This window comes from Streptomyces sp. NPDC087300 (assembly GCF_044744425.1).
Classification (GTDB): Bacteria; Actinomycetota; Actinomycetes; order Streptomycetales; family Streptomycetaceae; genus Streptomyces.
Window position 1 is genome coordinate 616,307 of record NZ_JBIUYI010000003.1, and the last position, 24,695, is coordinate 641,001.

Genomic DNA, 24,695 nt, shown 5'->3' on the forward strand with positions numbered 1-24,695 from the left:
CGCACTCCCGTGCGGTGCGACGCCTCGGCGACCACCCGCGGGAGGGACGATCCTGGACCCGTTCCGGGGCCGTGGCAAGAGGGCGTCTACGCGCGCCCACCTCGTACGGCGGGATCGCGCGGCCACGGCGACCGCCCGGAGAGGAAGGACCGGACCTCCGCCCGTGTCGCCTCCGCGTCGAAGCGCGCGGTCTCCCACAGGGCCGAGCGCATCGTGCCCCGGTCACGATACGAGCGCATCACGCGCAGGTGGTCGTGGCGCGCCACGAAGCCCTGGAGGTCCTTCCCTTCGCGCCAGACCGAGACCGACCCCGAGCGGGGGCGGCGGGGGTCGGGGTCCACCCAGAGCCAGAGCCCGAGGGCGCCCGTGACATCGCCCCAGGACTTGCGCAGGACGGCCCCCGCGATGTTGACGCCGACCGCGGTCCACGGCCGGTGCGGGGTGAACTCGGTGACGCTGACGACGGCGGCGCCCGTCACGTCCTCGCCCCGCGCGGCCTCCGCCGCCGGTCCCGACGTCCATGGCGCGAACCAGATGGTGGACGGCATGGCGTTCCCCTCATGTGCGCTCGGGTCCGTGAACCCTTGAATATAAAAGCACGGACGGTCGTGCTAATATACCACGTTCCTGCTACCGCCGACCGAGGAGTACTGGACATGGACCCCACCGAGGCAGTTGTGAGTACGACCCTCAACACCGTCTCCCGCGTCTCGGGGCGGCTCGCGGGCACCGGCGCCTACGCCCTGTTCCACATGCCGCTGGCCCGGAGCAAGATGCGCTCCGCGGAGCGCGAACTGTTCGACGCCGCGCACCGCGGGCGCGTCCGCGTCAACGGCAAGTCCGCGGTGACCTACCGGTGGGGCACCGGCGAGCGCCCCGTCCTGCTCGTGCACGGCTGGCAGTCGCGCGGCTCGCGCTTCAGCGACTTCATCGGCGGACTGCTCGACCGGGGCTACAGCGTCGTCACCTTCGACGCGCCGGGCCACGGCGACGGCACGGGCCGCAGCACCACCATCCTGGAGTACCGCAGCATCCTGACCGAACTCCACGACCAGTACGGCACGTTCGAGGCCCTGGTCGCGCACTCGCTGGGCGCGCTCGGCTCGTTCTACGCGCTCAAGGAGGGGGTGAAGGCGGAGCGGATCGTCGCCATCAGCGGGGTCTGCGACTTCGAGTACCTGGTCGACGAGTTCTGCTCGGAACTCAAGCTCCGACCCTCCCTCAAGGGCGAGTTGATGACCCGGATCGGCAAGGACCTCTTCCCGGGCGTGCCCGCCGACCGCATGCCGTTCTCCGTCTCGCACGCCACCGATGTCATCACGGCGCCGGTCCTCGTGGTGCACGACGAGGACGACACCCGGATCGGCGTCGCCCAGGGGCGCGGGATCGCCGCGGCCTTCGGCGACCAGGCGCGGCTGATCACCACGCAGGGCCTCGGCCACCGCAGGATCCTCGGCGACCCCGAAGTGGTGCGCGCCGTACTGGACTTCGTCGAGCACGGCCCGGCCGCCGAGGGGCGCCCGGGGACGCGGCCCGACGCGGTCCCCGCGGCGGACTGAGCGCGCCCCGGCCCGACCGACGCGCGGGACCCGGCCAGGTCCCGCGCTCCGTCATGCCCGTCACGCTCACTACACCCGTCACGCCCGCTCGCCGAGGAACTCCAGGATGTGCCCGAACACGTCGAGGGCCGCTCCCCTGCCGACGAACGCGTCGAAGTGGCCGTACCCCGGGATCTCCGTGTACCGCACGTCCAACTGGGGCTGGCGGGCGGCGAGTACGTCGCGGCAGAGCTTCTGCGAGTCCAGCCACATGCCGTTCTCGCTGCCGGAGAGCAGCAGCACCGGAGTATCGATCACGGACGCCCGGTCCAGGGCGTTCTCCGGCAGCGCGCGGTAGCGGTGGTCGTCCTGGTTCCAGCGCACCACGCTGCGCGCCAGGGTGACGCGGCGCAGGTGCGGCAGGATCCACAGCGGCGCGGGGCCGAGCAGCTCGGCCAAGCGGTCGTGCGTGGCGGACGACAGGTTGTCGTGCTCGTAGAGCGAAGCACCCACGCCCCAGGCCGAGTTGCACAGGATCTGGCAGGTGGGGTCGGGGCAGCTCGCCCCGCGCGACGCGAGCGCGAACAGCGCGGTGTACCGCGACCGGAAGCCGACCTTGCGGAAGTCCACCGGGATGTGGTCGAAGCGGGAGCGGAACAGCTCACCGGCCACCGACATCTTCAGCGAGGTGCGCCCGGCGAGCTTCGGCGTGAGGAACACGCCTTGGGCGACGACACCCGCGAGTCCCGGCACGAGCCCCGCGGTCATGCTCATCGACAGGGAGAGCGCGCCGATGCAGTGCGCCACCGCGAACAGCGGGCGTCCCGCGGTCCGTTGCCTGATGTACGAGACGGCGGCGGGGATGTCGTAGAGGGCGACGTCGTCGTACGTGTATCTGCGGCCCGTCTCGTTGTACGGCAGGCGGCAGCTGCCCCGCCAGTCGAGCAGCCACGGTTCGTACCCCTCGTCGAGCAGCACCTCGACGAGGTTGCGGGTCTCGGGCTGCGTGAACATGTCCGACGATGCGGTGTGCCCGTGCAGCAGGAGCACGGCGGGGCGGTCCTGGTGGCCCCTGGTGACCCGGGTCAGGCCCAACTTGGTGCCGTCGCCCGCGTGGAAGGGGATCTCCTCCACGGACGCGTCGTCGAGGCGTGCGTACAGCGGCCGCAGGGTGGCTCGCGAGGTGGTGGTCATCGGGTGCGCTCCGTCGGTGTCGTGGTGCCGCGCAGGTCGAGCAGGTCGGCGCCGACCCGGGCGAACGGGGCGAGCAGGCCGCGGCCGATCTCCAGGCCGAACCAGGCGAGCCAGGTCAGTTTGGCGACGCGCTTCTCCTGGCCCGACAGGCGCGGGTCGACCCGGATGCCGTCGACCTGGTCGCGCACATAGCTGTCGGAGGGCACGACGACCTCGCCGGCCAGCGTCGCGGGCTGCCCCTCGCGCCCGAGCCGTACGCTGAGCGCGCGCGTCTGGCGCCACAGGTCACGCCGCGCGCGGGCGAACTTCCTTCCCTCCAGCCACCATTGACGGCCGTCGGCGTCGCGCAGCAGCAAGCGGTAGCGCAGCAGCGGGTGGCGCATGCCGTGCTCCAGCGGGATGCCCTCCTCGGGGCGGACCCACAGGTCGCCCCGCTCCACCACGAGGGGTTCGGGGTGCAGCAGGGGGCAGGACAGCTCGCCGCGGACGTCGACGCGGCGCTCGCGCACCAGTTGGTACATGCTCGCGATCGACAGGGTCAGCGACAGCGTGCAGCGGCTGTCGGCGCTCGCGCCGACCGGGCCGAGCGCGCCTTCCATCGTCTCGGGGAACCACAGGTACGGCGGGTCGGACCGGTCGGGAAGCCGGGCGAGGCCGTCGCGCGCGAGCCGCTCGAACGCCTCGGTCTGCTCGCGCATGCCGTACCGTACGGCGGCCGGCAGCCCCTGTTCGGCGACGAACGCCTCGGTGCGCTCGCAGGTGACGGCGGGCCCCTTCAGTGTCGCCTCGCACAGCTTCCTCGCCGTGGGGCTCTCCAACACCCTTGCCAGGAAGTCGAGTTCGGGCACGGGCTCCGCCTTCAGGCGGCGTACGACGTCCTGGCGCCACTCGTCCCAGTCCTGCACGCGGACGTTCATCCCGGCGAACTTCATGTCGCGCACCACGTCGGACAGGGCGCTCGGCACGCCCGTCAGGTTGTAGTTGTAGCCCCAGGCGTCCGGCTCGCACACCACGGCGACCGCGATCCGGCTCACCCAGTCGACCGGGGCGGCGTTGATGTAGCGGAACCCCGGCACCGTACGGAACCTGCTGAACGCCGACATCATGCCGCTGCTCAGGTCCTGCGGATTGCCCGCGCCGGTCTTCGTGTGCCCGCCGATGCCGCCGGGGCGCAGCATGGTGACCACGAGTCCGTGCTCGCGGGCCCTGCGCAGCGCGGCCTCCGCGGCCCACTTCGACTTGTCGTACCCGGCGGCCAGCGCGTCGATGTGCGCGACGGGGTCGTCCTCGCCCATCGACTCGATGCCGACCTCGTTGAAGACCGCGATCGAGGAGATGTGGTGCAGGGGCTTGGGCCGTCCCGCCGCGGCCAGTTCGGCGAGGGCGAGCGGCCCGGCCACGTTGCTGCGGCGCAGCGACGCGTAGCCCCGCAGGAAGTCCACGGCGGCGCCCACCCCCACGACGGAGTCGACCTCGTCGGCCAGCGCCCGCCACCGCTCCTCCGTGAGCCCGAGCCGCGGCTCGCGCAGATCCCCCGGCAGCACGGTCACGCGCCTGCGGATCTCCGACGACCACGGCAACGAGAACCCGCTCAGCGCCGCACCGAGCCGCGCCAGCCCCGCCTCCTCGTCGGCCGCGCGCACCAGACACACCACGTGGGCGTCGCTGTGCCGCAACAGATCGAGCAACATGTGCCCACCGAGGAAGCCGGTCGCCCCGGTCAACAGGACCCGGCGCGGCGCGACGGGCTCGGGTCGGCGCGCCCAGGGCAGGGTGTCGGCGCGGGCCAGATCGGCGAGGACGAGGGCGAGGTCCTCGTCGGGGGCGGATGCGGGGGCGGGGGCGGCGGGGACCGGCAGGGGCCGGGCGGCCGGGATCGGCAGGTGCGGGGGGTGCGTCGCGGGGGTGTGGGAAGGCGCGTGCGGAGCCGCTTCGGGGGCCACGTGAGGAGCCACGTGGGAGGCGGCATGCAAGGAAGCGGGCGACGGGGCGTACGCGGGGTCCTGCGCGAGGGTCCGCTCGGCGAGCCTGCGCGGTCTGGCATCGGCGAACACGTCGTCCAGGCCGACCTCGACGCCGATCTCGCGGGAGAGCGCGGCGACGAGCTCCACCGCGTCGACCGAGGTGCCGCCCACGTCGAAGAAGTCAGTGTCGGGGCCCATGGGAACGCCCGGCAGGAAGCGGGCGGCGATCGCGGAGATGGCTTCGGCCAGGGTTCCAGCAGCCCCGTTCCCTGAGGCGGCACTCCCAACAGGGGCGTCCCCGGAGACAGCGTCCCCGGAAGCCCCGTTCCCAGCAGCCGCGCTCCCGGCGGCCGCCACCTTCGAGGCAGTCGCCCCCACCTTCGCCAGCAGCCCTGCTACCCCGATGCCGCCGCCACCCCGCTCGATCGACTCGCCCGTCGTACGCTGCCCGGTCTCGGCCAGCCCGCGCGCCGCCGGATCCTCGTCGTTCGCGTTCATATTCACGTCCACGTCCGCGTCCCCCATGAGCTGCCTCTCCTCGATTTCCCTCTCCTGGCGTGCGCTTCCCTGTCCGGCCCACCGGGCCCGCCCTGTCACCGGTGCCAGGACCGGAAGGCCCTCAAGCGCTCCGGGGTGGACTCAGCCTCCACGTGCGGGGCGTCCGCGGCCCGGTCGGCGCCGGCGAGGGCCGCGATCAGGCGCCTGGCCGGTGCGTTGCGCGGGGTGCGCTCCGCCGTCAGCCGTACCGTCGCGCAGCCCAGCTCGTCGGCCCGGTCCGCCAGCCACTGGAGCAGCCGCTCCTCCACACCGCGCCCGAGCGCCCGGCAGCTCAGCGACCACGCCAGTACGTCGAGCCTGCCACCCTCCGCGCGGACCGCCAGCAGACCGATCTGGCCGTAGTCGCCGAACCGGTCGCGGGCCGCCGCCGTCCACACCTCGCCCCGCTGCCGCCACCGCTCCAGGTCGCCGCCGTCGGCGGAGCGGCCGCGCAGGGTGAACTGGTTGGTGCGCCGGACGAGTTGGGCGGCGCGCGGGGCGTCCTCATCGGTCAGCGGCCGCACCGTGACGTCGAGCGCGAGGCCGTCGAGGAACTCCTCGAAACCGGCCGCTTCGCGCGCCGCGTCCCGGTGCCGTTCCTGCCGGTAGAAGTCCGCCCGCAGGGCGTCCTCCGCGGTCGCCGCCACCGGCACGAGCGGCCACAACCGGCGCAGGAACGCGTCGAGTTCGTCGGCCGCCGGACAGGTCACCGAGAGGACTTCGGGCAGCGCGGAGCGTACGGCGGCGATCTCGACCGGGTTGTCGTCGAGGAAGAGGAAACCGTCGAGCCCGAGCCCCAGCGTCCCGGCCGCCGCGGCGATCCGGTCGGCCTTGCGGCCCCACTCCGCGGAGATCACGCTGAAGTGCTCCGCGCGCAGCACGCTGTCGGGACGGTCGAGGACCGCGCGCACGGTGTCCTCGTCGTTGTTGCTGACCAGGACGAGCAGGACGCCCGCCGCCCGCCACTGGAGCAGCCGCCGGGCCAGCAGCTCCCTGACCCCGCTCAGGTCCACGCCGTCCGAGCCGAGTTCGCCCGCGACACCGCTCCACAGCGTCTCGTCGCCGTCGACCGCGATCACCTTCGGCGCCGCGCGGCCCACGGCGCGCACGGTCTCGGCGAGGGTGAGCGCCACGGCGGCCTGGAACTCCGGGGTGAAGGGCAGATGCGCCAACTCCTCGGTACGCGCGTCGAACCGCTCGGCGACGTCGTGGTGCCGGGTCCAGTCCTCGGCACACAGCACCGCGACGCCCGGCACCCCTGCCAGCCGCCCTGCCACGTCCCGCTCCCACCGCTCGTGCCGTACGTCGTGCTGCGCGGCGGGGAGAAATCCGACGATCAGCGGCCGTCGGGTCGACTCGGCCAACTGGCGTATGGCTAGCGGTAGTTCATTTCCCAGCTCGGTGAACGCCTCGTCCCCCGCCGGACCGAACCGCTCCAGGTCGGCCGCACGCAACAGCACGACTCCGTACGCCGTCGACGGCTGGACGAAGACACCGGAGGGATCCTTCAGGGCGGCCAGTACGTGGTGGTAGGGCGCCTCGGCGACGACAGGACCCGGATCGCCGGGTCCACCCGAGCCCCCGAGGCCGTACGACGGGTCGTCCGTCACACCCTCCGCCAGCGCCGCCTCGCACAGGAGCCGGAGATTGCCGAGCGCGAAGGTGGCGGCGAGCGCGAGGGAGCCGGGCGCGACCGCCGAGGGGCGCGGGGCGGGCGGCCTGGCCGGTGCGGTCGGGTCGTCCGCGGCGTCCGCGAGCAAGTCGAGGTAGGCGGCGGCGAGTTCGTCGCAGGCCGCCTCGTCCATGATGTCGACGTTGTGGTCGAAGCGCACCAGGCCCGCGTCCGGCATCATGATGATCATGAGGTCGAGGTCGGAGTGCCCGGTCCCGGCCGGGAGGACCTCCAGACGCTCGAACTTCGCGGCGGAGCGTACGTAGTTGAAGTAGACCTCGACCAACGGCGCGTTCTCCCGGTGCAGACCCTGCGCGGCGAGCGCGGCGAGGGAGTCGGAGAACATGGCGCCCTTCGCCAGGATCCGTTCGAGCCTGCCGTCGGTGCGGGACAGTACTTCGTCGATGCGCTCGCCCGGTGCGGCCTGCGCGGGGAACGGCACCGGCACGCCGAAGAAGCCGACCGCGTCGAAGGCGTCCACGTGGATGCGGGTGTCGACCGGTACGGCGAGTACGAAACGGTCGCGCCGGCGCAGCCTGGCGAGGTGCACCGTGAGCACGCCGAGACAGAAGGCGGCCGGAGTGATCGCGAGCTGCCGCGCCCGGTCCGCGACGCGCCGCATGAGCCCTTCGGGTATCTCCAGGGTCAGGCTGCCGGACCTGAACGAGCGTACGTCCGGGCGTTCTTGGGTGAGCGTCAGATCCAGGCGGTCGCTGCCGTCGAACTCCTCGCGGCGGGCCGCCGCCCCGTCCTCGGCCGCCGCCGGCCTGACGGGCTGCGCCTGGAGGAGCAGGTCGACGTCGCGGTTGGACACCTCGCCGCCGAGCCGGGTGCCGGTGAGCTCGGTGTCGATCTCGGCCGCCACCAGCAGCAGCGACTGGAGGTCGCTCACGCTGTGATGGGCACCGAAGAGCAGGATCTGTCCGGCCGCTCCCCGGTCGAGCAGCTCGAAGCGCCAGAGCGGCGCGGCCGTCAGGTCGAAGGGCGGCTCAAGGAGTGCGGCGAGTCGCGCGCCGGGGGCGTCATCGGCCGCGTCGCCTCCCGGGGAGCCTCCGGGTGCGTCGCCGAGGTCGGTCCACCGCAGCAGTGGCGCCCCTGGAGCCCGCACGGTCCTCAACTGACGTGCGCCGTCGGATCCGTTGACGACACCCGTCCGCAGCGCAGCGTGCCGTCCCGCGAGCCGCTCCAGGATGTCCGCGAGCCGCTCCCGGGTGGTCGGCTCGGTGAGCCGGAGCGCGAGGCCGAGGGAGTGCGCGGCACTGGGCGCGCCGTGCTGCGCGGTGCGGAGCAGCCGCACCACGTCACGGGTGGCGGGGCGCAGTTCGGCATCGGGCACGACGCCGACATCGGTACCGGTACCGGCGCCCGCATCCGCCGCAGTCGAGGCCGATGCCGAAGCCAAGACCGACGCCGACGCCCCGCCCTCCAGCTTGACCCGCAGCTCCCGCGCGAGCCCCCGGACGTCGTCCGCCGAGAAGACGGCGGACGCCGACAGTTCGACGCCGAGGTCGCGGCCGAGGACGTTGCGCAGTCTGACCGTCATCAAGGAGTCGAGCCCGAGCTGCTTCAGGCCGGTGGCCGGCGTGAGGCCGTCGGCGTCGCCGCCGGTGACATCGGCGACCTTCCGTCGTACGTGGGCTTCGAGCAGGGCGGTCCGCTCCTCCTCCGTCGCGGCGGCGAGCACCCGGGCGGCGAGGCCTTCGGCGGCGGGCGCGTCCGCGGGGAGCGGGACGAGGCCGTGCAGGAGGGGCCGTGACCGCGCCTGGTCCGGGTCGCGTGCGAACGCCTCCCAGTCGAGGGCGAGCGGCGCGAGCTGGCGGCGGTCCGTGGCCAGCGCCCGTTCGAAGAGGTCGCCGCCCGCCCGGGGCGAGAGGGCGAGCAGGCCCGAACGGCCGATCGCCGCGGTCCGCACCCCGGAGTCCGCGACCAGGCCGACGTCCGCCCACACGCCCCAGTCGAGGCTCAGCGCCCGACGCCCCTCGCGCGCGAGGTGGTGCGCCCACGCGTCCATGAACGCGTTCGCCGCGCCGTACGGGCTCTGTCCCGCCGAACCGAGCAGGCCCGCCACCGACGAGAAGAGCACCAACGACTCCGCCTCGGGGGCGAGTTCGGTGAGCAGGGCCGTGCCGATCACCTTGGGAGCGAGTACGCGGGCGACGCGTTCGGGCGTCAGGTTCGGCAGGGTCGCGTCGTCGAGGACGCCCGCGGCGTGCACGATCCCGGCGATCCCGGGGACCCCCGCGATCGCGGGCAGCGCGCGGCGCAGTTCGTCGAGCGCGGCGCGCAGACCTTCGCGGTCGGTGACGTCGGCCTGGGCGACGTGCACGGCGACGCCGCCGTCGCGCAGTCCGGCGATCCAGCGGGCCGCGTCCGCGTCGGGGGCGCGGCGGCCCAGGAGGGCCAGGTGCCTGGCGCCCTGCCGTACGAGGCGTTCGGCGACGACCCGGCCGAGGCCGCCGAGGCCGCCGGTGATCAGGTAGCCGCCGTCGGGGCGAACGCGGCCCGCCTCTTCCGCGAGGGGCGCGGCAGCGGTCGCCCGTACGAGGCGTGGCACGAAGCGTCCCGTGGGGCGCAGCGCCACCATCCGCTCGTCGTCGGCGCCGCACAGCTCCGCCCACAGCTCCTGCGCTCCCCCGGTGGACGGCAGGTCGATGAGGGTGAGGGCGAATTCCGGCCGCTCCTGGGCCACCGAGGCGCCGAAGCCCCAGGTGAGCGCCTGCTCCGGGTGGGTGACCTCCGCGCTGTCGCGGACGGCCTGGCTGCCCCTGGCGACCAGATGGACGCGGGGCGACGCGCCGCCGCCGGTCCTTCCGGAGAGGGCCCGCACCAGGTTCAGCGGGCTGAGGCAGCAGAGCGCGGCGGCCTCGGCGACCGTCTCGGCCGCCCCGGACGGCCCGGCACCTGGAGCCAGTGCCGGTGCGTCGAGTCCGAACAGGTGCACCACGCGCGCCGGCGGCCCGGCGGCGAACTCCGGCGCCTCGTCGAGCAGACGCGCCAGCTGCCGCGGATCCTCCGGGTCGACCGTGAAGTGTCCAGGTCCTTCGGAGCCGTACGCCGCGCCCTTGCGCACGACCACGTGCGGTGTCGGTCCGAGGCGTCGGGCGATCTCTTCCCCGACGCCGGAGTCGTCGGCGAAGATCAGCCAGGGGCCGCCGGTCTCTGCCGTCCGCGGCTCGCCGACCGGCGGACGCGGCTGCCAGCGCACCTCGAAGAGGGACCCGTCCAGCGGGGAGAGTGCGGCGAGTCGGAGCCCCTCGACGGCGAGGACGAGGCGTCCCTCGTCGTCCAGGAGACGCAGGTCGACGGAGTAGCCGTCCCGGTCCGCGTCGGCGCCGCGCAGTTCGCACGCGACGCGGACCGGCGCGGTGCGCAGGCCCGTGAACCGCAGGCGCCCGATCTCGGCGGGGACGTACGCGCGGCCCGAGGGCGCGTCCGTCGGCAGCGCGGCGGCGTGGAAGGCGGCGTCGAGCAGCGCGGGGTGCAGCAGGTGCCCCGCGCGGGGGGTCGCGCGCAGCCGCCCGTACGACCGCGACGGGCCGCGCAGCGCCTGCTCCAGGCCGCGGAAGGCGGGGCCGTAGTCGATGCCGAGCGCGGTGAGGGAGGCGTAGAGCCGGGGCAGGTCGACGGGGTCGGTGCCCTCGGTATCCGCCTCGTCCGTGTCCACGTCGTACGTCGCCTCCGCCACCGCGTCCGGGGCGTGCACCCGTCCCGTGACATGCCGCCGCCACGGGGTGCGCGCCGCGTCAGCCGTACCCGTCGTACGCGCCGAGATGGTGAACTCCCTTGCCCCGCCCGCGTCGGCGGGCCCCAGGACCAGCTGGAGCAGCACGGGTGCGTCCGGTGCGAGCGCGAGCGGCCGCTCGAAGCGGAGGCCGGACAGCTCGACGCGTCCGCCGCCGTCCCGCCCTGCGGACGGCGCGCCACCGGACTCCCGCAGCGCGGCCGCCGCTTCGAGCGCCATGTCCACGAACGCGGCGGCGGGCAGCCAGACTTCGCCGGTGATCCGGTGCTCGGCGAGATACGCGTACCTGCTGTCGCCGAGGTCGACACGTGTCTCGAAGAGGTGCCGGTCAGGATCGTCGCTGGACTCCATGTGCGTGCCCACGAACGGCGTGCCGCCCCGGCCGGCCGCGTCCGCCGCGTCGGTCCAGTGGCGCCGCGCGTCCCACGCGTACGTCGGCAGCTCGGCGGCGGGCCCCTCGGGCACGAGGCGCCGCCAGGCGATCCGCCGTCCCGTGGCATGCAGTTCGGCCGTGGCCCGGTCCAGGCAGGCGGGCCCGTCCGCGTCGCGCCGCAGGGAGCCGACGACGACCAGGTCGTGGCCGGTGTCCTCGGCGACGGCGCGGGTCGCGTGCGTCAGCGCCGGGTGCGGGCCGAGTTCCACGAAGCACCGGTACCCGTCGGCCGCCATCCGCTCGACGGTGTCGGCGTAGCGGACGGGCTGCCGCAGGTTCCGGTACCAGTACTCGGCTTCGAGCTCGTCGGCGACCGGCTCGCCGGTGACCGTCGAGTACCAAGCCGTCGAAGCGGGAGACGTCGTGATCCCCGCCAGGTCCGCCAGCATGGCCTCCCGTACGGGTTCCACCTGGGCACTGTGCGAGGCGTAGTCGATGCCCGTCCTGCGTACGAAGACCCGCTCGCGTTCCAGGTCGGCCACGAGCGCGGCGAGCGACTCCGTGTCGCCCGAAACCACGGTGGCCGTACGGCTGTTGACGGCGGCGACGGAGAGTCGTCCGCCGTACGCGGCGAGCCGTCGCACCACCTCGTCCCTGCCGAGCGCCACCATCGCCATCGCGCCGCTGCCCGCGACGGCCCGCAGGGCGCGGGCACGGAACGCGACGACGGCGGCCGCGTCGTTGAGCCCGAGCGCGCCGGAGACGCAGGCCGCGGCGACCTCGCCCTGGCTGTGCCCGACCACACCGTCGGGCCGCACGCCGCGCGCCCGCCACACGGCGGCGAGCGCCACCATCACGGCGAACAGCGTCGGCTGCACGACATCGACCCGCTCCAGCGGCGGCGCGCCCTGCTCACCGCGCAGCACGGCGCCGACGGACCAGCCGGTGTGCGGGCGCAGGGCCGCGTCGCAGCGGTCGATCTCGTCCGCGAACAGCGGGGAGCGCGCCAGCAGATCGCGCGCCATCCCCGCCCACTGCGTGCCCTGACCGGGGAACACGAAGGCCAACTTCCCCTGGGGCCTGACCTGTTCGGGTCCGACGACGATCCCGTCCGTGACCGTGCCCGTACCCGCGTCCGTGTCCCGTCCCGCCGCGAGCGCGTCGAGACCGGCCAGCAGCTCCGCGCGGTCCCGAGCCACGACGACGGCGCGCCGCTCGAAGTGGGTACGTCGGTGGGCCAGCGTCCCCGCGACGGCGGCGAGCGACGTCGCGGGACCGCCGTCGGCCAGCGCGGCTCTCAGCCGCGCGGCCTGCGCGCGCAGGGCCTCGGGGGTGCGGGCGGAGAGGGGGAAGAGGGTGGGGACGGACTTCCGCACCCCCGAGGCTTCCTCCCGCCTCCCCGGAGCCTCCTCAAGGACCACATGCGCATTGGTCCCGCTCACCCCGAACGCGCTCACCCCCGCGCGACGCGTGCGCGGGCCGCGCGGCCATGGGCGGGGCGCCGCGCACAGTTCCAGGCCCCCGCCCGCCCAGTCGATCCGGTCGGTCGGCCGGTCGGCGCGCAGGGACGCCGGAAGTAGTTCGTGGCGCAGCGCGAGGACCGTCTTAATGATGCCGCCGATGCCCGCCGCGGCCTGCGTATGGCCGATGTTCGACTTCAGCGAGCCCACCGCGAGCGGCCGGTCCGCGGGCCTGCCGGGGCCGAACACCCGGGCGAGGGCGCCGCCTTCGACGGGGTCGCCCAGCGTCGTGCCGGTGCCGTGCGCCTCCACGTGGTCCAGGTCGTCGGGGCGCAGCCCCGCCGCATCCAGCGCGGCCCGCACCACGCGCTCCTGCGCCGGGCCGCTCGGCGCGCTCAGGCCCTGGCTGCGGCCGTCCTGGTTGACGGCGGAGCCCTTGACCACCGCGAGCACCCGGTCGCCGTCGCGCCGCGCGTCGGCGAGGCGCTTGAGCAGGACGAGGCCGCAGCCCTCGCCCCACACCGCGCCGTCCGCGTCCGCGGCGAACGGACTGCACAGGCCCGACCGTGACATGCCCCGCAGCCTGCTGAACTCCACGTGCGTGCGGGGGCTCACGAGCAGCGTCGCGCCGCCCGCGAGCGCGAGGTCGCAGGTGCCGTCGCGCAGCGCCTGCGCGGCCAGGTGCAGGGCGACCAGCGAGGAGGAGCAGGCCGTGTCGACGGTGACGGCGGGTCCGCGCAGGTCGAGGGAGTACGCGATGCGTCCGGAGGCCACGCTCGCCGAGGTGCCCGTGGCGACGTACCCGTCCAGTTGGTCGAGGGCGGCGGCGCCCAGATAGCCGCTCTCGAAGAGGCCGACGTAGACGCCGGTGGCGCTCCCCCTCAGCGACTCCGGAAGCATCCCCGCCGCCTCGATCGCCTCCCACGCGGTCTGGAGGAGCAGCCGCTGCTGGGGGTCCATCGCGGCGGCCTCCTGCGGCGGGATGCCGAAGAACGCGGCGTCGAAACGGTCGATGCCGTCGAGGAATCCGCCGCGCAGCGAGTACGCCCGGCCTGCGGCGTCCGGGTCCGCGTCGAGCAATGCCGCCGCGTCCCAGCGGTCGGCTGGGACGTCGGACACCGCGTCCACGCCGTCGGCGAGCAGCCGCCACAGTTGCGCGGGGTCGTCCGCGCCGGGGAAGCGGCAGGCCATCGACACGATCGCCACGTCGTCGGCCGCCGCCCGCCCGGGTTCCTGCGCGGGCGCGGCGGCGCCGACGGGTGCCGCCGTTCCGCCCGACGCCACCGCGTCGGCGAGTTCCCCGATCGTCGGGTGGTCGTACGCGAGCGTCGGCGCGAGCGGCCTGCCGAGCAGGTCGGACAGGCGTGCGCCGAGGGCCACCAAGTCCCGTGAGCCGAGACCAAGTTCGGCCAGCGGACGGTCCGCGGCGACCTGCGCGGGGTCGACACCGGCCGTCCGGGCGACGGCGTCCGTCAGCCATGCGCGGACCGCCTCCGGCGTGGCGTCGACCGGCGGGGCCGGGGAGGAGCCCGCGGGCCGCTCCGAGGGCCGTTCCGCGGACTCCTCGGCGGGCTCCTCGGCGGACTTCTCAGGGATTCTGGCGGTCATCGGGGCAGCATCTCCGCGGGCTCGGTCACGGGTGTCTTCTGTCGTACGCGCGCTCCGCCGAGCGCCCGGTGGAGCGCGCTACCGGCCGACGACCGCGAGCGTTCCGCCCAGGTGCGCCGCCCGCGCGGCCGCCCGCTGGATCTTGCCGCTGGACGTCTTGGGAACGGTGCCCGGCTCGATCAGGACGACCACGGCGAGCGCCAGACCGTGGGCGCGGCCGACCGCGCCGCGGATCTCCGCCTCGACCTCGCCGAGCCACTCCGCGCCACCCGCCGAGGCGTCCCCAGTGTCCGCAACGTCCGCGGCGGCATTCGTCGACGCGTTCGCCGACGCGCCCGCCGCCACTTCCGCGACCACCACCGGCCGCTCCCCCGCCCCGCTGTCGCCCTCGCCCGCCACCGAGAACGCCGCCACGCAGCCCGCCCGCACCGCCGGGTGCGCCGTCTCCACGGTCAGCTCCAGGTCCTGGGGGTAGTGGTTGCGTCCGTCGATCACCAGGAGGTCCTTCTGCCGCCCGGTGACGTACAGTTCGCCGTCCCGCAGGAACCCCAGGTCGCCGGTGCGCAGGAAGCCGTCCCTGCCGTCCGTCAGGGACGCGCCGAACACCTCGCGGGTGGCCCGTGCGTTGCGCCAGTACCCCTGGGTGACGCTCGCTCCCGCGACCCAGACCTCGCCCACCTCGCCCTCGGGGCGCTCCGTGCGCCGCTCGGCGTCGGCGATCACGACGGTGAGTCCGACGCCGGGCGGGCCGCAGCTCACCCATTCCCCGTCCGCCGCCGCCCCGTCGCCCGCCGCCGCCGTCCTCGGTTCCTGGCCCACCGGGCCGCCGCTGACCATGAGCGTGGCCTCGGCGAGGCCGTAGCCCGGATGCAGGGCACCGGCCCTGAACCCGGCGGGGGCGAAGGTCTCGGCGAAGCGGCGCAGCGTGCCGGCCCGCAGCGGCTCGGCGGCATTGAGCGCCACCCGCCAGCGGCTCAGGTCGAGGCCGCCGACCAGTTCGGGGGTGGCGTCGCGCAGACAGAGCTCGTACGCGAAGTTGGGTCCTCCGCTGGTGTGCGGCCGGTACCGGGAGAGCGCGGTCAGCCAGCGCTCGGGCTTCTGGAGGAAGTGCAGCGGCGAGAAGAGCGTCGAAGTGCCGCCCAGATAGAGGTTGTTGAGGACCGGGGCGATGAGTCCGAGGTCGTGGTAGAGCGGCAGCCAGCTGACGTAGAGCTCGCCGCCGTACTCCTCGACGATCTCGGGCGTGTGGCCCATGCCGCGGGAGAGGACCACCTGGTTGTCCATCAGATTGCCGTGGGTGACCATCACTCCGCGCGGCGCGGACGTGGACCCCGACGTGTACTGGAGGAAGGCGATCGAGTCGGCGGTGAGGTCGCTCGCGCGCCAGGAGCCGCCCGCGTCGTCGGGGATGTCCTCGGTGGCGAGGCAGGTGATCTCGTCGAGTTCGGGGAGGTGCTCGGACATGGCGTCGAGCGCGGCGATGACCGGCTTGGTCGCGAGGATCACCCTGGCGTCCGCGTCGGCGATCAGGCGCCGCACCCGGGAGACCGCGCGGGCCTTGAGCACGCGGCCCTGCGGGGGCAGGCCGGGCACGGCGACCGTCGCGGCCGCGAGGCAGCCCAGGTAGGCGGCGATGAACTCGACGCCCGGCGGGTGCAGCAGGACGGCGCGGGCCCCGGTGAGTCCGCGCTCGTGCAGTGCGGCGCCGATCGCGCGTGACCTGCGGTCGAGGCGCGCGTACGACACCTCCGTCACGTCCGCGTCGTCCGCTTCCCCGTTCGCCAGGAAGCGGAAGGCGGTCCTGTCCGGGTGCTCTCCCGCTCGGGAGGCGAGGACGTCGACCATCGACCGGAACATGGGATCCCCCGTCACTGAGATGTGGCGTGCGACTGCGGCCACGGGCAATAACACTGCACGCACGGTCGTTCAGTTACCACACTCTCACACACTGACCGCACGATCGTCCACTTACTCGGTACACTGGGCGTCTATCGGGCACCGCGAGCACCTGGCCCAGTGGATAGGTAGGCACAACCATGGCAGCGACACACGTCGACGGAAGGGTCGCCCGCGGGAATCAGACCCGTCAGCTGGTCCTCAAGCGCGCCATGCAGGTCGCATCGGTCGAAGGCCTCGAAGGGCTCTCCCTCGGCAGGCTCGCGGGCGAGCTCAAGCTCAGCAAGAGCGGCGTGTTCGCCCTGTTCGGCTCCAAGGAGGACCTCCAGCTCGCCACGGTGCGCGCGGCCATCAAGGTCTATCTGGAGCACGTGGTCCAGCCGGCCCGTGAACTCCCGCCGGGGATCAACCGGTTGTGGCGCGTGTGCACCAGCTGGCTCACCTACTCGCGCGAGCGCGTCTTCCCCGGCGGCTGCTTCTTCTACTCGACGTCGGCCGAGTACGACGCGCGCGACGGCAAGGTGCACGACACCCTCGCCGCGGCCCGCACCAACTGGTCCACCTATCTGGAGCAGACCATCTGGGAGGCGCAGCAGACGGAGGAGATCGCGGAGGACGCCGACGTCCCGCAGCTCGCCTTCGAGCTGATCGCGTTCCTGGAGATGGCCAACGCCGAGTCCGTCCTGCACGACGAGTTCACCAGCTACGACAAGGCGGCCACGGCCATCCTCAACCGGCTGCGCGGCGTGGCCACCGACCCGTCGCTGCTGCCCGAGGCGATCAACGACGCCTCGTAGGGGGACGCCGTGCGAAGGCCCGACCGGGGGTGACGGGCCCTCGCACGACGCGTTCAGGGGCGGGGCGCGAACCCCGCGGGGGATCAGGCCCCGATGGCGTGCACGCCGCCGTCGACGTGCACGATCTCGCCCGTCGTGCGGGGGAACCAGTCCGAGAGCAGCGCGACCACCGCGCGGGCCGCGGGCTCCGGGTCGGACAGGTCCCAGCCGATGGGCGCGCGGGTGCGCCACACCTCGCGGAACGTCTCGAAGCCCGGGATGGACTTGGCCGCCATCGTCTTGATCGGGCCCGCCGCGACGAGGTTGCAGCGGATGCCGCGCGGCCCGAGGTCGCGCGCGACATAGCGCGACGTGGACTCGAGGGCGGCCTTGGCCACGCCCATCCAGTCGTACGCGGGCCAGGCAGTGCTCGCGTCGAAGTCCAGGCCCACCACGGAGCCGCCCCGCTCCTCCATGAGCGGCAGACAGGCCATGGCGAGGGACTTGAGGGAGTACGCGGAGACCTCGACGGCGGTCGCCACCGAATCCCAGCCGGTCTCCAGGAAGTTGCCGCCGAGCGCGTCCTGCGGGGCGAAGGCGATGGAGTGCACCACGCCGTCCAGGCGCGCGTCACCGCCGACGCTCTCCTTGACCCGGTCCGCGAGGCTGTCGAGGTGCCCCTTGTCGCGCACGTCGAGCTCGATCAGGGGCGCGGGGCGCGGCAGCCGCTTGGCGATGCGCTCGACCAGACTGAGCCTGCCGAATCCGGTGAGGACCACGTCGGCGCCCTGCTCCTGGGCGAGCCGTGCCGTGTGGAAGGCGATCGAGGACTCCATGAGCACCCCGGTCACCAGCACGCGCTTGCCCGCGAGTATCCCGCTCATCCCGCCACCACCTCGGTCCTCCTGCCGGGCTCACGGGCACCGGCCATGACGAACTCCGTTACCTCTTCGACGACTTGGGGCGCGCCCAGAATGCGCAGGTGCCCGAACCGCCGCGTGGTGACCAGACGCGCGCCGAAGAACTCGGCGAGGCGTGCCCCCTGGCCGGGGTCGACGGAACCGTCGTTCTCGTCGTGGATGACGAGGAGCGGTACGCCGAGGCCCGCGGTGCCGTGGAAGACGGAGAACCGCGTCCACATGTCCCGCTGCCCCGGGTACACCTCCCGCTCGATGCGCCCGCGCAGTTCGTCGTTGGCCTGGGCGGGCAGCCCGGCCGCCGCGCAGAAGCTGTCGACCAGGTAGGCGAAGTCGGGGACCGGGCTGATCGCCACGATGCGGCCGGTGCGCACGCCGTGCTGGAGCGCGAAGTAGGTCGCGGTCACGCCGAAGGAGTGCCCGACGACCGCCTCGAAGTCCCCGTGCACGCGGTGGAGTTCGACGATGATGTCGCGGTACTCGATCATGGTCGTGCTGTCGCCGGTGGCCTCGCCGTGGCCCGGCGCGTCGAAGGCGACCGGGCTGAAGCCGAGGCCGGTGAGCCGGGCGATGGTCTTGGCGTAGCGCGAGGCACGCGATTCCCAGCCGTGCACCAGGAGCACCGGCCGTGCGCCGTCGCCCCAGCGGTAGACGACGGCCGATTTGCCGTTGACCGGCAGCTCCGAGGTCCGCGCGCTCTCGATGATCTCGCGCTCGTCGGGCCTGGCCCTGCTGCGGCCCTGAGGGCGGCGGAAGAGGTCGAACATCTCCTCGGCCTGCTCGCTCGGGGCAGCATGTGCGGCTGCTGTAGCGGGATTCATCCCACGCCCTCCAGATGATCAGGAATGCCGAGATGTTAGCACGACCGTTCGCTCATATTGATTCCCCCGGAGTAACTTCGAACCAGAAAAGTGAACGGACGGTCGTGCTAACGTTCGCGACGTCAGCTCTCCCCTGCTTGGAGGACGCCATGACGCTCCCGCACTTCGCGACGCAGCACCCCGCCGACGCGGACGCAGCGGCGGACAGGTATCCGGGCCCCAACCAGTCGTTCAAGGACGACCTGGACGGCCTGATCGACGCCACGCTCCTGTCCGGCTGCAACGGGCAGTTCGCCGACACCACCGACCAGCCAGGGAAGGGACGCAATGACTGACGCAGGCGCCACGGAGCGCATAGGCATCGCCGTCGCGTCGGGGATGCTCAAAGGGGTCTACGGCCACGGCGTGCTCTCCGCCTTCGAGGAACGCGGGCTGCGCGCCGACGTGTACGGCACCGCGTCGTCCTCCGTCCTGTCCGGCGGCCTCGCCGCGGTCGGCAGGGCCCGGCGCACCGGCGTGGACTACTGGCTGAAGGCCACCGCGGCCGCCGCCGAGAAGGGCATGAGCGCCGTCGTCCTCGACAGCATCGAGGAGTACGGCCCGGTCCTGCGCGAGGGCCTCTTCGCCGCGGCCGCCCCGGAGTTCCTGCTGGCCACCGGCAAGGTCACCAACGCGGCCGCCGCCGAGATCACCCAGGGGTCCGGGGCGAAGGCACTGGGCAGGGACCTGCTGCGCAACGTCTTCGCCGGGGACCGCAGTTGGGTGGCGGAGAACCTCGCCACCGTGGTCTTCCCCTCCCGCGCCGAGCCCGGCGGCGGCGAGCCGCGGCTGACCCCGGAGAACTACGACGCGGTCTCCTACGCCTCGACGCGCATGCTGCACGCCTGGTCCGTCCCCGCCGAGATCGACGGAGAGGCGTACGTCGACGCCTCCTACACCTGCTCCTGTCCGGCGCGCGAGGTGGCGGCCAAGGGCGTGGACGTGCTCATCGCCATCGGCTCCGACCCCTTCCCGCTCTTCCGCGACCTCTACGCGTCCGAGGAGATCGTGGACGGCTCCGTCATCGGAGGGGCCCGCGTCCTGGTGGTCAAGCCGGCGGACGACCTCAAGAACCTCGGCGTCGACTACGCGTCGGCGACCGCCGACGGGCTCGTCAAGGCGTACGAGATCGGCCTCGAAGCGGGGCACCGGTTCGCCGACGCGCACGGCGAGCTGCTCGTGGGCGCGTCCACAACTACCGCCGCCAACAACGGAGTTCAGGAGGCGGGCGCGTGACGCACGTGGTCACCGAGCAGTGCGTGCACTGCAAGTTCGCGGAGTGCGTCACCTACTGCCCCGTCGCCTGCTTCCGGGAGGCCGGCACGTTCCTGGTGATCGACCCAGAGGAGTGCATCGACTGCGGCAACTGCGTCGAGGCGTGCCCGGCCGACGCGATCTACCCCGAGGACGAGCTGCCGCCCGAACTCGCGCCCGCGCTCGAATGGAACGCCCGTCTCGCCACCGAACTCCCCCTGGCCACCACGCGCGTGGAGCCGCTGCCCGACGGCGAGCAGTGGCAGGGCAGACCCGGCAAGTGGGACACGCTCCCGGTCGAACAGGCGCCCAGTGTCAGCTGTCCCTGACCTCAGCGGCCTCGAAGGGCTCGGCTTCGCACAGCTCCTGCACGAGCGGGCGCGCCACGCGCCCGACGTCGTCGCCCACCGGTTCGTCCACGAGGACGAGTCCGCCGAGGAACTCACCCACGCCGCGCTCGACGCACGCGCACGCGCCGTCGCGGCGGGGGTCCTCGCGGCCACCGACGGGCGCCCCGAACCGGTGCTGCTCCTGTTCGCGCCGGGACCCGACTACCTCGCCGCGCTGTTCGGCTGCTTCTACGCGGGCGTACCGGCGGTGCCCGCCTTCCCGCCGGACCCGACCCGGCTCGCGCGCACCCTGCCCCGGCTCGCCGCCATCATCGAGGACGCCGGGTCGAGCACCGTCCTGACCACCTCGGACATCGCGCCGCTCATGGCGGACTGGCTCACCACCACCTTCGGCGGCCGGGCCCCGTGCCTGCTCGCCGTCGACACGCTCGACGCCGTGGCCGGCGCCGTCGCGCCGCCGCCCGCGCCCGTGGCCGGGGTGCCCGCGCTGCTCCAGTACACCTCGGGCTCCACGGCGCTGCCGCGCGGCGTCATGCTCGACCAGGCGAGGCTGCGGGCCAACTGCGAGGAGATCGCGCGCGGTTTCGGGATCCATCCGGGCAGCTCGGGGGGTCTGTGGCTGCCGCCGTACCACGACATGGGCCTGGTCGGCGGCATCCTCACGCCGCTCGCCACCGGCATCCCGGTGACCCTGATGTCACCCGTCACGTTCCTGCGCCGCCCGCTGTCCTGGCTGCGCATGGTCTCCCGGTACCGCGCGACGATCATCGGCGCCCCGAACTTCGCGTACGACCTCTGCGTGCGGCGCGCGAAGGACGCCGAGGTCGCGGACCTCGACCTGTCCGGGGTCGAACTCGCCTTCACCGGCGCGGAGCCGGTGCGGGCCGAGACCATGGAGCGGTTCGCGGCACGCTTCGGGCCCGCCGGGTTCCGCGCCGCCTCCTTCCTGCCCTGCTACGGCCTCGCCGAGGCGACCCTGTACGTGACGGGCGCCAAGCCGCTGGGCGGCTGGCAGTCCCTCGCCGTGGACCGCGAGGCACTCGAAGCGCACGGCACGGCGCGGCCCGCGACGGCCGGGCAGCCGTCGAGATCCCTGGTGAGCTGCGGCAGGCCGGGCCCCGGCACCCGTCTCCTGATCGCCGACCCGGCCACTCGCGAGGCGCTCCCCGACGGGTCCGTCGGGGAGATCTGGGTGGACTCGCCGAGCGTCACCGACGGGTACTGGCGGCGCCCCGAGGAGACCGCGGAGACGTTCGGCGCGCGGACCGCGGCCGGTGCGGGCCCCTATCTGCGCACCGGCGACCTCGGGTTCGTCCTGGACGACGAACTCTTCGTCGCGGGACGGCTCAAGGACCTCGTCGTCATCAACGGCCGCAACCTCCACCCGGTCGACGTCGAGCGGGTCTGCGAGGCCGACGTGCCCGGCATCCGGCGCAACTGCGGAGCCGTGTTCGCGGTCGACGGCGCCGAGGGAGGCGCCGAGCGGCTCGTCGTCGTGTACGAGGCGGACGTCGCCGACGAGGCGCGGTACACGGAGGCCATCGACGGCATCCGCAGGGCCGTGTCGAAGGAGCTGAACCTCCGGCCGGGCGCCGTCGTCCTGGTGCGGCCGCGCACCATCCCCAAGACCTCCAGCGGCAAGGTCCAGCGCTGGCTGGCCCGCAAGCACTATCTCGCCGGCGAACTGGCGGAACTCGCAAGCACCGACGAAAGGGCCGGACGATGATCGTCAAGGTCAGGGGCGTACTGCTCCGCTTCACCGACTACGAGAACGAGATCGAGATCGGCGGCGCCACCGTGCGCGCCGGACTCACCGGGCTCACCGAGCGCTACCCGCGCCTGCGCGAGGTGCTGCTCGACCGGGAGGGGACCGTGCGCCCCACTCATCTGATCGCCCTCAACGGCGAGCGGCTCACCCGGGGCGAGCTGGACCGCGAGGCCACCGAGGACGACCGGGTGGACATCGTCACCGCGATCTCCGGGGGCTAGCCGATGCCGCGCACCTCGACCTACGAGACCGTGCTCGACGCGGGCCAGTTCACCCCGACGCAGCTCCAGACCACCGCGGTCGGCAGGCTCGCCTTCCAGGCCGGCGCCCGCTGGATGCGCGACCACGTGTGCAGCCACCGTGCCCTGGTGGACGAGCACCGGGTCGGATTCGTGCTGTGGTCATGGCAGTTGGAGTACGAGACACCGCTCGGCTTCCACGACGCCGACGCGGCGGTCGTGGACGTACGTGCCCGGCTGCGCGGCCCCGCCTCCTCGCAGCTGGAGGTGGAGATGACGCTCTCCGGGCCCGCCGGGGTCGCGGTGCGCACCCGGGGCGCCTCGGTGCCGCTGCGGCTCGGCGGCGACCAGGCGCTCTCCGGGGCGCCCGCGCCGCTGCCCGACGCGCTCCTCGCCGACTTCAAGGACGACGAGGTCGAGCGCTCGCCGCACCGCTCCCAGGTGCGGGCGCTGCGCGGCAGGTTCGAGCGGGAAGGGGAGCGGCTCGCCGCGGGCACCACGACGTACCGCGTGCACCGCCACCACTGCGAGGTCGCCGACCAGTGGTACTGGGCGGAGACCCTCGGGTTCGCCGCGGGCGCCAGGGAGGAACTCGTGCTGCGGCACGGCCGTTCGGCCCCCGCGCTGCGCCGCGCGCTGGCCGACGACATCCGCGCGGTCGACGTGACGTGGCTGCGGTCGGGACAGCTGTGGGACCTCCTGGAGGTGCGCAGCACGGCGTACCGGTACGACGGCGGGCTCGCCTTCGTGCACGAGATCAGGCTCGCCGACGACGACGGCGGGCCGTGCGCCCTGGTGGTGGAGCGGATATGACCGCCGTCGGCGTCGAGGAGGAGATGCCGGGCACCGCCGGGGGCACGCCGCCCGCCTTCGAGGGCGCGGCCCGTCTCGAACGCACGCTGGGCTGCCCGTTCGACCCCGGGACCGGCATGTCGCTGGCCGGGGGCGTGCGCGCGGACGAGGACGAGAGCGAGCCCGTCGCCGCCTACGAGGCGGCCTGGACCGCCGGTCTGCACCGGCATCTGGTGCCCGTCTCCGAAGGCGGCGGCCTCGCCTCCTTCGAATCGTTCGCGGCCGTGGCGCGCGCCGTGTCGCGCCGGGACCTCGCGGTCTCCGTGGGCCTCGGCTCGACGCTGCTCGCCGCGACGCCCGTGTGGATCTGGGGAGACGACGAACAGCGCGCCCGCGTCGCGGAGTTGGTGCTCGGCCGGGCCTGGGGCACGGCGGGCATCAGCGAGGAGGCGGCGGGCAGCGATCTGCTCGCCACCGCGACCCGCGCGGTCCCGGACGGCGCGGGGCATCTGCTGCACGGCAGGAAGTGGCTGGTCGGCAACGGCGGCAGGTCCGCGTTCGCCACCGTGCTCGCCGCGTCCGACCCGTCGTACGGCCTGTTCCTGCTCGACTTCGAGCGCATCGGCGGCGCCGGGGTGCGGCGGCTGCCGAAGGTCCGCACGCACGGTCTGCGCGGGCACGATCTGAGCGGCTTCGTCCTCGACGGCTGCCGGGTCGGCGCCGACGCCGTGCTCGGGCGGCCGGGGCGCGGCATCGAAATGGTCTCAGGGATGCTCCAGTTCACCCGGACCCTGGTCGGCGCGAGCAGCCTCGGCACGGCCGACACGGCCCTGCGCATCGCGCTGCGGCACGCTCGCGAGCGCGTCCTGTACGGACAGCCCGCGCTCGCCCTGCCCCCGGTGCGCGCGCTGCTCGCCAGGGCCTTCAGCGATCTGCTGGTCGCCGAGTGCACCCAACTGGCCGCCGCGCGCGGCCTCGACGTGGCGCGGCCCCGGATGGCCCTGTGGTCCGCGGTGGCGAAGTACGCGGTGCCCGGTCTGTGCGTGGACGCCGTGCACGCCTGCGGCGAAGTGCTCAGCGCGCGGGCCCATCTGCGCGAGGGCGTCGCGGGCGGCGCGTTCCAGAAACTGCTGCGCGACATATCCATCACCCCCGTCTTCGAGGGCACCGAACTCGTACAACTCGACACGGTCCGCGCCCAGTTGGCGGCGGCTGCCCGACGGCCGCGCAGGCCCGCACAGCTGCCGCTCGCGCTGCTCTTCGGGTTCGGCGAGCCCGCGCCGTCCCCGGCCCCGCGCGAGCTGCGGCCCGCGCTGACCTTCGGCGGCGCCGACGAGATCGTCGACCTCCTCGACGAGAGCGCCGATGCACTGGCCGACGACGCCGAACTCGCCCCTCTCGTACGCACGTTGCTGCTGGTTCGCGACGAGAACCGGGCGGCGTTCGGCGCGCTCGGCACGCGACGCACGGCCGACGCCTACGAGGCGGCCCGCACGCACTGCCTGCTCCACGCGGCCGCCTGCGTCCTGCACACCTGGCGCGTGCGCGGCGAAGCACTCGGCGGGCTCGCCGCCGGGCGGCACTGGGTCTCCCTCGCGCTGCGCCGCGTCCTCACCCGGCTGGGCAGGCCCGTCGCGCCGGACCCCGACGCCGAGGAGCTCCTCGTGCGCGATCTCGTCCAACTGGACGACGGGGACCGGGCGTTCTCGCTCGTACCGCTGCGGATCGCGCCCCAGCACCGCGGCTGACCCGACC

The 24,695-nt window shown here is 73.8% G+C and carries 16 protein-coding genes; 9 read left to right on the forward strand and 7 right to left on the reverse strand.

The features are described 5' to 3' along the window. Positions 1-86: 86 nt before the first annotated feature. Positions 87-548, reverse strand: coding sequence for a hypothetical protein (locus tag ACIO9J_RS13565; RefSeq protein WP_401997304.1), 462 nt, complete (start codon positions 546-548; stop codon positions 87-89). Between the two features lie 108 nt (positions 549-656). On the opposite strand from ACIO9J_RS13565, the gene ACIO9J_RS13570 reads away from it, so the two are divergent. Beyond that, positions 657-1,559, forward strand: a complete 903-nt coding sequence (locus tag ACIO9J_RS13570) for an alpha/beta fold hydrolase (RefSeq protein WP_401997307.1) — start codon at positions 657-659, stop codon at positions 1,557-1,559. Positions 1,560-1,637: 78 nt separating this feature from the next. On the opposite strand, the gene ACIO9J_RS13575 is transcribed toward ACIO9J_RS13570, so the two are convergent. From ACIO9J_RS13575 to ACIO9J_RS13590, 4 genes are all read right to left on the reverse strand, one after another. Further along, positions 1,638-2,732 carry an alpha/beta hydrolase gene (locus ACIO9J_RS13575; protein ID WP_401997310.1) on the reverse strand — a complete coding sequence of 365 codons (1,095 nt, stop codon included), beginning with the start codon at positions 2,730-2,732 and terminating at the stop codon, positions 1,638-1,640. Then, positions 2,729-5,221, reverse strand: coding sequence for a thioester reductase domain-containing protein (locus ACIO9J_RS13580; protein WP_401997313.1), 2,493 nt, complete (start codon positions 5,219-5,221; stop codon positions 2,729-2,731). Before ACIO9J_RS13580 ends, ACIO9J_RS13575 begins: the two co-directional genes overlap by 4 nt. A gap of 68 nt (positions 5,222-5,289) precedes the next feature. Then, positions 5,290-14,088: an SDR family NAD(P)-dependent oxidoreductase gene (locus ACIO9J_RS13585; RefSeq protein WP_401997316.1), complete on the reverse strand. Its 8,799-nt coding sequence runs from the start codon at positions 14,086-14,088 to the stop codon at positions 5,290-5,292. 78 nt (positions 14,089-14,166) lie between these two features. Further along, positions 14,167-15,945, reverse strand: a complete 1,779-nt coding sequence (locus ACIO9J_RS13590; protein WP_401997319.1) for a fatty acyl-AMP ligase — start codon at positions 15,943-15,945, stop codon at positions 14,167-14,169. 179 nt (positions 15,946-16,124) lie between these two features. On the opposite strand from ACIO9J_RS13590, the gene ACIO9J_RS13595 reads away from it, so the two are divergent. Further along, entirely contained in the window at positions 16,125-16,781 is a 657-nt protein-coding gene (locus ACIO9J_RS13595) for a TetR/AcrR family transcriptional regulator (RefSeq protein WP_401997322.1), read from the forward strand. Positions 16,782-16,864: 83 nt separating this feature from the next. Here ACIO9J_RS13595 and fabI read toward each other — a convergent pair whose 3' ends face one another. Continuing rightward, the gene (gene fabI / locus ACIO9J_RS13600) at positions 16,865-17,644 is read right to left on the reverse strand and encodes an enoyl-ACP reductase FabI (protein ID WP_401997324.1); all 780 of its coding nucleotides are present in this window, start codon (positions 17,642-17,644) and stop codon (positions 16,865-16,867) included. Next, entirely contained in the window at positions 17,641-18,498 is an 858-nt protein-coding gene (locus tag ACIO9J_RS13605) for an alpha/beta fold hydrolase (protein ID WP_401997327.1), read from the reverse strand. The genes fabI and ACIO9J_RS13605 overlap by 4 nt, the downstream gene beginning before the upstream one ends. A 149-nt stretch (positions 18,499-18,647) precedes the next feature. Here ACIO9J_RS13605 and ACIO9J_RS13610 point away from each other — a divergent pair, with 149 nt between their 5' ends. From ACIO9J_RS13610 to ACIO9J_RS13640, 7 genes are read left to right on the forward strand one after another with little or no spacing between them, the layout of a single operon-like run. Then, positions 18,648-18,833, forward strand: a complete 186-nt coding sequence (locus ACIO9J_RS13610) for a hypothetical protein (protein ID WP_401997330.1) — start codon at positions 18,648-18,650, stop codon at positions 18,831-18,833. After that, the gene (locus ACIO9J_RS13615) at positions 18,826-19,773 is read left to right on the forward strand and encodes a hypothetical protein (protein WP_401997333.1); all 948 of its coding nucleotides are present in this window, start codon (positions 18,826-18,828) and stop codon (positions 19,771-19,773) included. Before ACIO9J_RS13610 ends, ACIO9J_RS13615 begins: the two co-directional genes overlap by 8 nt. Then, positions 19,770-20,120, forward strand: coding sequence for a 4Fe-4S dicluster domain-containing protein (locus ACIO9J_RS13620; RefSeq protein ID WP_401997336.1), 351 nt, complete (start codon positions 19,770-19,772; stop codon positions 20,118-20,120). The genes ACIO9J_RS13615 and ACIO9J_RS13620 overlap by 4 nt, the downstream gene beginning before the upstream one ends. After that, positions 20,104-21,867, forward strand: a complete 1,764-nt coding sequence (locus tag ACIO9J_RS13625; protein ID WP_401997339.1) for a fatty acyl-AMP ligase — start codon at positions 20,104-20,106, stop codon at positions 21,865-21,867. The genes ACIO9J_RS13620 and ACIO9J_RS13625 overlap by 17 nt, the downstream gene beginning before the upstream one ends. Beyond that, a complete protein-coding gene (locus tag ACIO9J_RS13630; protein ID WP_401997341.1) occupies positions 21,864-22,130 on the forward strand; it encodes a MoaD/ThiS family protein in 267 nt (88 codons plus the stop codon). Before ACIO9J_RS13625 ends, ACIO9J_RS13630 begins: the two co-directional genes overlap by 4 nt. 3 nt (positions 22,131-22,133) lie before the next feature. Further along, a complete protein-coding gene (locus ACIO9J_RS13635; RefSeq protein ID WP_401997344.1) occupies positions 22,134-22,961 on the forward strand; it encodes an acyl-CoA thioesterase in 828 nt (275 codons plus the stop codon). Further along, on the forward strand, positions 22,958-24,688 hold the full coding sequence (locus ACIO9J_RS13640) for an acyl-CoA dehydrogenase family protein (RefSeq protein WP_401997347.1): 1,731 nt from the start codon (positions 22,958-22,960) through the stop codon (positions 24,686-24,688). The genes ACIO9J_RS13635 and ACIO9J_RS13640 overlap by 4 nt, the downstream gene beginning before the upstream one ends. Positions 24,689-24,695 lie beyond the last annotated feature (7 nt).

What these genes read in the sequence shown, in the direction of transcription:
- ACIO9J_RS13580 (WP_401997313.1), bottom strand. Translation starts at nt 5,221, where the DNA reads ATGGGGGACGCGGACGTGGACGTGAATATGAACGCGAACGACGAGGAT.
- ACIO9J_RS13565 (WP_401997304.1), bottom strand. Translation starts at nt 548, where the DNA reads ATGCCGTCCACCATCTGGTTCGCGCCATGGACGTCGGGACCGGCGGCG.
- fabI (WP_401997324.1), bottom strand. Translation starts at nt 17,644, where the DNA reads ATGAGCGGGATACTCGCGGGCAAGCGCGTGCTGGTGACCGGGGTGCTC.
- ACIO9J_RS13605 (WP_401997327.1), bottom strand. Translation starts at nt 18,498, where the DNA reads ATGAATCCCGCTACAGCAGCCGCACATGCTGCCCCGAGCGAGCAGGCC.
- ACIO9J_RS13635 (WP_401997344.1), top strand. Translation starts at nt 22,134, where the DNA reads ATGCCGCGCACCTCGACCTACGAGACCGTGCTCGACGCGGGCCAGTTC.
- ACIO9J_RS13615 (WP_401997333.1), top strand. Translation starts at nt 18,826, where the DNA reads ATGACTGACGCAGGCGCCACGGAGCGCATAGGCATCGCCGTCGCGTCG.
- ACIO9J_RS13630 (WP_401997341.1), top strand. Translation starts at nt 21,864, where the DNA reads ATGATCGTCAAGGTCAGGGGCGTACTGCTCCGCTTCACCGACTACGAG.
- ACIO9J_RS13640 (WP_401997347.1), top strand. Translation starts at nt 22,958, where the DNA reads ATGACCGCCGTCGGCGTCGAGGAGGAGATGCCGGGCACCGCCGGGGGC.
- ACIO9J_RS13570 (WP_401997307.1), top strand. Translation starts at nt 657, where the DNA reads ATGGACCCCACCGAGGCAGTTGTGAGTACGACCCTCAACACCGTCTCC.
- ACIO9J_RS13590 (WP_401997319.1), bottom strand. Translation starts at nt 15,945, where the DNA reads ATGTTCCGGTCGATGGTCGACGTCCTCGCCTCCCGAGCGGGAGAGCAC.
- ACIO9J_RS13585 (WP_401997316.1), bottom strand. Translation starts at nt 14,088, where the DNA reads ATGACCGCCAGAATCCCTGAGAAGTCCGCCGAGGAGCCCGCCGAGGAG.
- ACIO9J_RS13610 (WP_401997330.1), top strand. Translation starts at nt 18,648, where the DNA reads ATGACGCTCCCGCACTTCGCGACGCAGCACCCCGCCGACGCGGACGCA.
- ACIO9J_RS13575 (WP_401997310.1), bottom strand. Translation starts at nt 2,732, where the DNA reads ATGACCACCACCTCGCGAGCCACCCTGCGGCCGCTGTACGCACGCCTC.
- ACIO9J_RS13595 (WP_401997322.1), top strand. Translation starts at nt 16,125, where the DNA reads ATGGCAGCGACACACGTCGACGGAAGGGTCGCCCGCGGGAATCAGACC.